The organism is Polaribacter sp. (genome assembly GCF_965656025.1).
Lineage (GTDB): Bacteria > Bacteroidota > Bacteroidia > Flavobacteriales > Flavobacteriaceae > Polaribacter.
The window spans coordinates 30,668-38,829 of sequence record NZ_CBFHJT010000023.1; the positions used below are offsets into that span (position 1 = coordinate 30,668).

Here is an 8,162-nt window from a genome sequence, read left to right on the forward strand (position 1 = left end):
GTTATGACAGGTAATACAGGTGTTTTAAAACATGCATCAAATGTACAAGGTTGTGCTTTTGCTTTAGAAAACGCTTTTAAAAAAGCAGGTTTTCCTAAGGGTGTTTTTACAAATCTAAATTTAGACTCAAAGCATATAAAAAATGTGATTGAAAATAAAAATATTGTCGCAGTTTCTTTAACAGGAAGTGAACCTGCAGGACGCTCTGTGGCAAAAATAGCAGGAGAAAATTTAAAGAAAACTGTTTTAGAGTTAGGTGGTAGCGATGCTTATATCTTTTTAGAAGATATCGACTTAGAAAACGCGACAGACATAGCAACTTTTGGTAGACTTCAAAATAATGGGCAAACCTGTATTGCTGCAAAAAGGTTTATTGTGTTAGAAGAAATTTATGATGATTTCTTGGCACTCTTCACTAAAAAAATGAAAGATAAAAAAATGGGAGAACCTACCAATGAAGATGTATATTATGGCCCTATGGCACGTTTAGATTTAAGAAACGAAATTCATGAACAAGTAGAAAAAACAATAGAACAAGGAGGTGAATTGGTTTTAGGTGGAAAAATACCAGAAAGAAAAGGTGCTTATTATCCTGCAACAATTTTAGCAAATGTTAAACCAGGTATGACTGCTTTTGACGAAGAAATATTTGGACCTGTAGCTTCTGTTATAAAAGCCAAAGACGAAAATCATGCGATAGAATTGGCAAATAATTCCACTTTTGGTTTAGGTTCTGGTATTTTTACAAAAGATTTAAAAAGAGGAGAAAAAATTGCTTTACAGCTAGAAGCAGGAAATAGTTTTGTAAATAAATTAGTGGTTTCTGACCCTAGATTGCCTTTTGGAGGCATTAAAAATAGTGGTTATGGTAGAGAACTTTCTAATTACGGAATTAGAGAGTTTGTAAATACAAAATCAATTTGGATCGATTAATCTTTTAAATGAAATAGAATTAAAAAAGCCGATTTTTGACACACAAAAATCGGCTTTTACTTGCTGTATGCTTAAACTATAAGACAGTATTCAGTTTGTCTCTATTTTTTACGAGCTCCATAATTTCTTCGGGTGACAAATAATACCTTTTAATTCTATTTTTATAAACTTCTGAAATATCGGCATGATTTAAAATAAAGTCTTTAGTCTTTAAAATATACTTTTCCATATTATGTTTTACTGCAAAACTATCTGCAGCTCTTTCTGCCTCCACAATATGGTTGTCTGAAAACAGGTATTTTAAACCAAACCAAATTAAGTTTAATTTATTTCTATTCTGATAATCCATAATATGCCCAAGCTCATGCCCTATCCAACCAATAAAAATATCTTTGGGTATATCAATTGTAGAAAACTCTCTGCCAGAAATTTTAAATTTTTCGCTAATCAATATTAAAAATTTTCTATTTCTTTTAGTTTTAAAAAAACTATCAAAAGTAGGTCTTGCCTGCATCGTAGACTTTTTAATATTTTTTTTAAACTTAAATTCTATGTTAATATTTTTTAACTGCGGATAATAAGCCAAGGCAGTTTCTACTTCGTTTTTAATATTAGCTGGAATTATGTGTGTTTTAGACATCTATTAATTGAAAATTTTATGATTTTTTAACACTTAAATATACTTTAATATAGATGCTTTTTTGTGCTTTTATGCTTAAATTTGTAACTCGTTTAAAAAGCACTTTAAAAAGGATGAAAAACTTATTCAATTTCCTCTATTCTACACGTTTAATGGCAATTTTATTTATCGTTTTTGCTACTGCAATGGGTATTGCAACTTTTATAGAAAACGATTATGGTACACAAACTTCAAAAGCATTAATTTATAATGCATGGTGGTTCGAAGCAATTATGGCGCTTTTTGTCATCAATTTTTTTGGTAACATTTTTAGATACAGATTGTACAGAAAAGAAAAATGGGCAGTCTTACTTTTTCATAGTGCCTTTTTATTAATTTTAATTGGTGCTGGTATTACACGTTATGTGGGTTATGAAGGTATAATGTTGATTGAAGAAGGAGAAACCACCAATAAATTTTTATCTGAAACTACTTATGTTAATGTGGTTGTAGATAATAACGAAATTCAAAAAACTAGTAATCAACCCATTTTATTATCGGCTTGGGGTAGTAATAGTTGGTCTTACAAAGACGATTTTAAAGGAACTGATTATCGTATAGAATTGGTAGACTACATACCTTGGGCAGAAAAAAAATTAGTAGAAGATGAAAATGGTGTAGAACATCTATTTTTTGTAGAATCTTCTGAAGGAACCAGACATGAACACTGGATAAAAAAAGGGACAATTCAAAACATTCATGGAGTTTTGGTTGGTTTTGAGGCAGAAAATGACAGTGCAACTTTAAATTTTTCTAATAAAAATGGTGCCTTGACTATGATCTCTAAAAACGAAGGAGATTGGTTTAGAATGGCAGATCAAAAGCGAGGAACAGTTGTTAAAGACTCGTTGCAGGAGTTTCAATATTTAACCTTACATAATATTGGTAAATTGCAATTTGTGATTCCGAAACCTGCCGAAAAAGGAATTATGAAAACCATTAGTGGCCCTAAAAGTGATGAAGTAAAAGATGTAATTGTATTAGACGTTACAGCAAATAATGAAACAAAAAGGGTAGAATTAACAGGAAGTAAGTTTAATACAGATGGTGCTAAAAACTTCAAACTTGGCGACTTAAATTTCAGGCTTTTATATGGTGCTAAAATTTTAGAAACTCCTTTTTCTATAAAGTTGAATGATTTTCAGCTAGAAAAATATCCCGGTTCAGAAAGTGCTGCAGCCTATGCAAGTGAAATTACGGTTATAGATCCAAAAGAAACTTTTGATTATCGAATTTATATGAATCATATTTTAGATCATAGGGGTTATAAATTCTTTCAGGCGAGTTACGATTTGTCTGGAGAAAGAGAAGAGACGCATTTATCTGTAAATCATGATTTTTTAGGAACTTTTGTTACCTACCTTGGTTATTCCTTACTATACACAGGTTTAATTTGCATCCTTTTTGCTAAAAACACTCGTTTTGACGATTTAAAGAAAAGCTTGACAAAAATTAGAAAAAAGAAACAAACGCTTTCTGTAGTTGCAGCCTTGTTTTTATCCACATTTGCGTATACACAACATACAGAAAATCATAAACCTAAAAGAATAACCCACCAACAAATAGATTCTATTTTACAAGCAAATAGGGTAGATAAAACCCATGCAGAAAGCTTTAGTAAATTAGTAATACAAGATGCTGGTGGTAGAATGAAACCTGCACATACTTTTGCCTCTGAATTGGTTAGAAAAGTTAGTAAAACCGAAAACTTTAAAGGCATGGAACCTAGCCAGGTTTTACTCTCTATTGTAGAAAATTCTAGACTTTGGTTTGAAGTACCTGTAATTTATTTAGAAAAAGGAAACACGCAAATTAGAGAGTTAATTGGTGTTGCAGATACTACAAAACGTGCCAGTTTAATGGATTTTATTTCTAACCAAGGTACTTATAAAATTGCAGAAAAAGTTGCAGAAGCTCAAAAGAAGAAGGTTAGAAATAAATTTGAAAAAGATTTAATTAATATAGATAGAAGAGTTGGCTTGTTAAATACAGCTATTGGTGGTGGTATTTTAAAAATATATCCTATTCCAAATGATGAAAATAACAAATGGATTTCTCATTTAGAATTATCATCTACAAAAAAATTAATTGGTAACGATTCTGTGTATGTACCTAAATTATTACCACTTTACATTCAATTGTTACAAAGTGCAAAAAAAACAAATAATTACGCAAAAGCAGATCAAGTTTTAGATGGTATTAAAAATTATCAGAAAAAATATGGTGCTTCCATTTATCCTACAGATAAAAAAATAGACTTAGAAATTTCTTATAACAAAATACAACCTTTCCAAAAGCTAGCAACCTATTATGGTTTGGCCAGCGTACTTTTACTAATCTTTGTTATTTGGCAAATTTTTATCGATAAAAAATGGATAAACGCTACGGTTAAAGTTTTAAGTATTGGTGTGGTTGTGCTCTTTATCATTCATACGTTAAGCTTAATTGCAAGATGGTACATCAGTGGTTATGCGCCTTGGAGTAATGCTTACGAATCTATTATTTTTGTTGCTTGGGCAACCATGTTGTTTGGGTTGTTTATGGGAAGAAAATCTGCACTTACAATTACAGCAACCGCATTTTTAGTTGCCATTACATTAGGTTTTGCACACCAAAACTGGTTAGACCCAGAAATTGCCAACTTACAACCTGTTTTAAATTCTTGGTGGCTTTTAGTACACACTTCTATTATTGTTGCTAGTTATGGGCCACTTTCTTTAGGGATGATTTTAGGAATTGTAGCACTATTTTTAATGCTTTTTACTACGAAAAAGAATAAAAAGAAAATGGATTTAAACATGAAAGAAATTACCGTAATTAACGAAATGGCAATTACAGTAGGTTTGATAATGTTAACTATTGGAAACTTTTTAGGAGGTATGTGGGCCAATGAAAGTTGGGGGCGTTATTGGGGTTGGGACCCAAAAGAAACTTGGGCTTTAATTTCTATTATGGTGTACGCATTTGTTTTACACATGCGTTTGATACCTGGTTTACGTGGTAGATTTACGTTTAATTTATGGTCTATCATTGCGTATGCTTCTATTATGATGACGTATTTTGGTGTTAATTTTTATTTATCTGGATTGCATTCTTATGCAAGTGGAGATAGAGTAATAACACCTACTTCTGTATTTTATTCTATAGGTTTTGTTGCAATTTTAGGAAGCTTATCATACATGAAATACAAAAAATATTATAAAAAATAAGTTTTAATAATATTAGTATTTCATTTTAAATTTAGTGTGATGTAGCTATGATTATTGAGAAGAAAATGTATTTTTGCACATTATTAAAATACTATAAAACTAAAAAACAATATGTTTCATAAAAATATAAAATTAATATTAGCAGGTTTAATCACTGTTTGGGCTATTTACGAATTCACCCAAGGCAATATCATGAATGGAATTTCGATTTTATTGTTAGCAGGAATTTTTGTACTGTTCTACTTTAAAAACGAGTTTATTTTATTGGCTTTTTTACAATTACGTAAACAAAACTTTGAAGGCACAAAAAAGTGGTTGGGGTATATTAAAAATCCAGAGGCTGCTTTAACCACCAAACAACAAGGTTATTACAACTATTTACATGGTATTATGTTAAGCCAAACAAATATTACACAGTCAGAAAAGTTTTTGCGTAAAGCTGTAAGATTAGGTTTGTCTATGGATCATGATTTAGCCATGGCAAAATTGCAATTGGCAGGTATTGCAATGACGAAAAGACGTAAGCGTGAAGCTACAAATTTAATGGCAGAAGCTAAGAAATTGGACAAACATGGTATGCTAAAAGAACAAATGCAAATGATGAAACAACAGATGAAAAAAATCTAAACTTCATTCATTTTACTATATAAAAAAAATCCGTTGAAAATTTCAACGGATTTTTTTTATGCTATTATAATTAAGAACTTACTTGATTCTTGTCAAGGTTAAGTCTTCATTATATTTTACAATATACAAACCTTTATTTTCTGTTATTTTAAAAAGTTTGTCTGTATAATCAAATTTACTTTCTACTCTGTAAGAATAACCTTCATCAAAAGTAGATTTTAAACTATTTCCTGAAGCTAAACGCATTAAAATGTCATAAGTAACGTCAAAACCTCTTGTTGCATAGTAAGATGGTAAAACATGATTTTTCTTTAAATAAGCGTTGTTAAACATTGTGCCTCTAAAGGAATCATCTCTCGCATAATCATCACTTACATAGGTAAAGTTCAGTTGCGCTAATTTTGCATTGTCTATTTTATTAAATGCACTAATTTTATCAAAAGTAAAAACAGAAGCAGTAACCTCTTCTGGCAAACTAATTAAACTATTTATTGCACTTGCTACAATTACATTGTCGTCTGTAGTTAGCACCACAATATTTCTGACATTGGGTTTTAAAACATCGGTAAATTTTTCTTTTTTAATGTAGCCGTTTTCAGGTATAATTTTGGTGATGGTACCTATAGAATCTTTTTTAGATAAAGTATTTGCAATTTGGTTTGCATTAAAGTTAGATTCACCTTTACCATCTCCAACAATAATAATATTACCCTCAGTTATAGTTTCATCAATATAATTTAAAAGCGTTTCTCTAAACAATCTTTTATTTGGTGCCGTTTTTATAATTCTTCTAGAATTAAAATCATTTTGTTTTTCAGAATACACAGGAAAAACCACTGGTGTTCTTACTTTATCGGCTAAATAAATAACTTCTTCTGAATATAATGGCCCAATAATAACATCATTATCATTTAATTTTTCAGTAGCAACAATCTCCTTTATTTTTGTACTATTTCTTCCTGTATCGTACACTTTTACATCTATTGTTACGCCTTGTTTTCTCAAAGAATCTATGGCTATCTCTGCACCTAAATACAAGTCTGCTACTATATTTGCCAATCTACTTTTACCAAAAATTTCTTGGCTCGCTAAAGTATCTAACTCTTGTGCTCTAAAAGGTAATAAAATAGCTGCTTTAATAGCTACATCTTCTTCTATTACATCTTCGTAAATTAAATCTTCCTCTTCAAAAACATCTTCTAATGGCATTATTTTTATAATTTGCCCTAATTTTAATCCTTCAGATAATTCTGGATTTAATATTACTAAGTCTTGTTGAGTAACGTTATAAAATCTTGTTAAACTAAAAAAAGTGTCTCCTTTTTTTACTTCATGGATTTTATATTCTTTTTCTAATTCTTCTACAAGTTGATTTTTTTGCTTCTCATTATCAGAAATTCCTTCATTTACAACTTTAATAGTATCTTTTGGTTGCTTTATAGCTTTTTTAATGTTAGACTGTACATTTTTCATTTCCTTATTAGGAATAATAATTACAGTATTTACATTTGGTTTTCTACTAACATCAGGATTTAAACGAAGTAAATCTTTTGTTTTCATATCCAATTTATTGGCTATCAAACGCATAGTTTCTCCTTCTTTTACCTTATACTCTATGTATTTTTTTTGCTGTCCGCAAGAGACAGTAAATGTTAGGATACACAGAAAAACAAAAAATTTAAGATGTTTCATATATTTTATTCCCATTCTATAGTTGCAGGTGGTTTAGAACTAATGTCATACACTACTCTATTAACGCCTTTTACTTGATTTATTATTTTATTTGATGTTTTTTGTAAAAATTCATATGGTAAATTTACCCAATCTGCAGTCATACCATCTGTGCTTTCTACCGCTCTTAAAGCTACAACTTTTTCGTAAGTTCTCTCATCACCCATAACACCTACAGAATTTACAGGCAATAACATAGCACCTGCTTGCCAAACTTTATCGTACAAACCGTCTTCTTTTAATCCGTTGATAAAAATAGCATCTACTTCTTGTAAAATACGAACTTTTTCGGCAGTAATATCACTTAAAATACGAATTGCCAGACCTGGTCCCGGAAAAGGATGACGCCCTAATAATTCAGGATCAATTCCCATAGAAGCCCCTACTCTTCTTACTTCGTCTTTAAAAATCATTTTTAAGGGTTCTACAATTTTTAATTTCATAAAATCTGGCAAACCACCAACATTATGATGACTTTTAATAGTTGCAGAAGGTCCGCCATTTACAGAAACAGATTCTATTACATCTGGATAAATGGTACCTTGTGCTAACCAAGTTACATCTGTAATCTGATGCGCTTCATCATCAAAAACTTCTATAAAAGCGTTACCAATGGCTTTTCTTTTCTTTTCTGGATCAGAAACTCCAGCCAAGGCTGATAAAAAACGTTCAGATGCATCTACACCTTTTACATTTAAGCCCATACCTTCATATTGAGCTAAAACACTTTCAAATTCATTTTTACGCAACAAACCGTTATTAACAAAAATACAATATAGGTTTTTGCCTATGGCCTTGTTTAATAAAACTGCTGCAACAGTAGAATCTACTCCTCCTGAAAGCCCTAAAACAACTTTATCATTCCCAACTTTTTCTTGAATGGCTGCAACTGTACTTTCTACAAATGAATCTGCTGTCCAAGTTTGGGCAACACCTGCAATTTTTACTAAGAAGTTTTCTAATAATTGCTTTCCATCTTTAGA

General features: G+C 30.6%; 6 protein-coding genes. 3 read left to right on the forward strand and 3 right to left on the reverse strand.

The features are described from left to right. The coding region (locus ACTG3S_RS06290) for an aldehyde dehydrogenase family protein (RefSeq protein WP_439128512.1) at nucleotides 1-933 on the forward strand (933 nt) is incomplete at its 5' end. Between the two features lie 76 nt (nucleotides 934-1,009). Here ACTG3S_RS06290 and ACTG3S_RS06295 read toward each other — a convergent pair. Then, nucleotides 1,010-1,573 (reverse strand): hypothetical protein, encoded by a 564-nt coding sequence (locus ACTG3S_RS06295; RefSeq protein ID WP_439128513.1) that lies wholly within the window; start codon nucleotides 1,571-1,573, stop codon nucleotides 1,010-1,012. Between the two features lie 113 nt (nucleotides 1,574-1,686). Here ACTG3S_RS06295 and ccsA point away from each other — a divergent pair, with 113 nt between their 5' ends. Both ccsA and ACTG3S_RS06305 read left to right on the forward strand, forming a co-directional pair. Next, nucleotides 1,687-4,821 carry a cytochrome c biogenesis protein CcsA gene (gene ccsA, locus ACTG3S_RS06300; protein ID WP_439128514.1) on the forward strand — a complete coding sequence of 1,045 codons (3,135 nt, stop codon included), beginning with the start codon at nucleotides 1,687-1,689 and terminating at the stop codon, nucleotides 4,819-4,821. A gap of 111 nt (nucleotides 4,822-4,932) precedes the next feature. Then, nucleotides 4,933-5,448 carry a DUF2892 domain-containing protein gene (locus tag ACTG3S_RS06305; protein WP_439128515.1) on the forward strand — a complete coding sequence of 172 codons (516 nt, stop codon included), beginning with the start codon at nucleotides 4,933-4,935 and terminating at the stop codon, nucleotides 5,446-5,448. 78 nt (nucleotides 5,449-5,526) lie between these two features. Here ACTG3S_RS06305 and ACTG3S_RS06310 read toward each other — a convergent pair whose 3' ends face one another. Together ACTG3S_RS06310 and guaA are read right to left on the reverse strand one after the other, a co-directional pair. Beyond that, the gene (locus ACTG3S_RS06310; protein ID WP_439128516.1) at nucleotides 5,527-7,140 is read right to left on the reverse strand and encodes a PBP1 and LysM peptidoglycan-binding domain-containing protein; all 1,614 of its coding nucleotides are present in this window, start codon (nucleotides 7,138-7,140) and stop codon (nucleotides 5,527-5,529) included. A gap of 5 nt (nucleotides 7,141-7,145) precedes the next feature. After that, a partial coding sequence (gene guaA, locus ACTG3S_RS06315; protein WP_439128517.1) for a glutamine-hydrolyzing GMP synthase occupies nucleotides 7,146-8,162 on the reverse strand: 1,017 nt, incomplete at its 5' end.

Excerpts from the sequence above, each read along its gene's own strand:
- ACTG3S_RS06295 (WP_439128513.1), bottom strand. The coding sequence starts at position 1,573 with ATGTCTAAAACACACATAATTCCAGCTAATATTAAAAACGAAGTAGAA.
- ccsA (WP_439128514.1), top strand. The coding sequence starts at position 1,687 with ATGAAAAACTTATTCAATTTCCTCTATTCTACACGTTTAATGGCAATT.
- ACTG3S_RS06305 (WP_439128515.1), top strand. The coding sequence starts at position 4,933 with ATGTTTCATAAAAATATAAAATTAATATTAGCAGGTTTAATCACTGTT.
- ACTG3S_RS06310 (WP_439128516.1), bottom strand. The coding sequence starts at position 7,140 with ATGAAACATCTTAAATTTTTTGTTTTTCTGTGTATCCTAACATTTACT.